The organism is Gracilibacillus sp. HCP3S3_G5_2, assembly GCF_052063305.1.
GTDB lineage: Bacteria > Bacillota > Bacilli > Bacillales > Amphibacillaceae > Gracilibacillus.
Genome location: NZ_JBQHXU010000041.1, coordinates 1 through 1,287 on the forward strand (window position 1 = coordinate 1; position 1,287 = coordinate 1,287).

The following is a 1,287-nucleotide window of genomic DNA, read 5'->3' on the forward strand; positions in this document are numbered from 1 at the left end:
TGCAGCTGACGAATACTAATCGATCGAGGACTTAACTATAATATAAAGTGAAAGCGACTGGTCATTTTGTTTGAGCTTGTTGATGACTCTTATCTAGTTTTTAGGGTACATAAAAAAAACAAAAAAACTCTTGCATTTCACCTGAATGATGAGTTATAATGTATCTTGTCCTTGAAAAAAGAGTCTGGTGGCGATAGCGGAGAGGCCACACCTGTTCCCATGCCGAACACAGTAGTTAAGCTCTCCAGCGCCCATGGTAGTTGGGGCTCGCGCCCCTGCGAGAGTAGGACGTCGCCAGGCAAATACATAGGAGGATTAGCTCAGCTGGGAGAGCACTTGCCTTACAAGCAAGGGGTCGCAGGTTCGAGCCCTGCATCCTCCACCATTTAGCCGGTCTAGCTCAATTGGTAGAGCAACTGACTTGTAATCAGTAGGTTGGGGGTTCAAGTCCTCTGGCCGGCACCACTTGGAGCCATTAGCTCAGTTGGTAGAGCATCTGACTTTTAATCAGAGGGTCGGAGGTTCGAATCCTCCATGGCTCACCATTTATGCGGGTGTGGCGGAATTGGCAGACGCGCTAGACTTAGGATCTAGTGTCTCTTGACGTGGGGGTTCAAGTCCCTCCACCCGCACCATACAAAATTCAATTAAATATATGCGGAAGTAGTTCAGTGGTAGAACACCACCTTGCCAAGGTGGGGGTCGCGGGTTCGAATCCCGTCTTCCGCTCCAGGAAATTAATCATTTAGTTTGCCGAATGATTAATGCATTATTCCTTGCCGGGGTGGCGGAATTGGCAGACGCACAGGACTTAAAATCCTGCGGTGGGTTTCCACCGTGCCGGTTCGAGTCCGGCCCTCGGCACCATTTAGCGCCCGTAGCTCAATTGGATAGAGCGTTTGACTACGGATCAAGAGGTTAGGGGTTCGACTCCTCTCGGGCGCGCCATTTACGGGAAGTAGCTCAGCTTGGTAGAGCACTTGGTTTGGGACCAAGGGGTCGCAGGTTCAAATCCTGTCTTCCCGACCATTAAAATTGAATGTGTTTGTGGGGCCTTAGCTCAGCTGGGAGAGCGCCTGCTTTGCACGCAGGAGGTCAGCGGTTCGATCCCGCTAGGCTCCACCATTTTTATGCTTTGATCTTTGAAAACTGAACAAAACAACCAGTATGATTTTGAACATGAAACAAGCTAGCTTATAGAAGCGAGCAAGGTCAGATGTTACCGATTAAGAACGCGACGTCCTGTCGCAACATCGGCATCAGCACATCCATGTGCAAGTCTTTTAT

Annotated in this window: 9 tRNA genes and 1 rRNA gene; all 10 read left to right on the top strand. The window is 49.4% G+C overall.

The annotated features are described in order from the left end of the window. Nucleotides 1–183: 183 nt before the first annotated feature. The 10 genes from rrf (at nucleotide 184) to ACTNEP_RS20475 (ending at nucleotide 1,125) form a co-directional block, all read left to right on the top strand. Nucleotides 184–300: ribosomal RNA gene (rrf, locus tag ACTNEP_RS20430) — 5S ribosomal RNA — on the top strand. Nucleotides 301–309: 9 nt separating this feature from the next. Beyond that, nucleotides 310–385 (top strand) — tRNA-Val (locus ACTNEP_RS20435). A 4-nt stretch (nucleotides 386–389) separates the two neighbouring features. Beyond that, a tRNA-Thr gene (locus ACTNEP_RS20440) sits at nucleotides 390–465 on the top strand. Between the two features lie 4 nt (nucleotides 466–469). Continuing rightward, nucleotides 470–545 (top strand) — tRNA-Lys (locus ACTNEP_RS20445). A 5-nt stretch (nucleotides 546–550) separates the two neighbouring features. Further along, nucleotides 551–635 (top strand) — tRNA-Leu (locus ACTNEP_RS20450). A 22-nt stretch (nucleotides 636–657) separates the two neighbouring features. Continuing rightward, a tRNA-Gly gene (locus tag ACTNEP_RS20455) sits at nucleotides 658–732 on the top strand. A gap of 46 nt (nucleotides 733–778) precedes the next feature. Further along, a tRNA-Leu gene (locus ACTNEP_RS20460) sits at nucleotides 779–867 on the top strand. 4 nt (nucleotides 868–871) lie between these two features. Further along, nucleotides 872–948, top strand: a tRNA-Arg gene (locus ACTNEP_RS20465). Between the two features lie 4 nt (nucleotides 949–952). After that, a tRNA-Pro gene (locus ACTNEP_RS20470) sits at nucleotides 953–1,029 on the top strand. Nucleotides 1,030–1,049: 20 nt separating this feature from the next. Next, nucleotides 1,050–1,125: transfer RNA gene (locus ACTNEP_RS20475), tRNA-Ala, on the top strand. Nucleotides 1,126–1,287 lie beyond the last annotated feature (162 nt).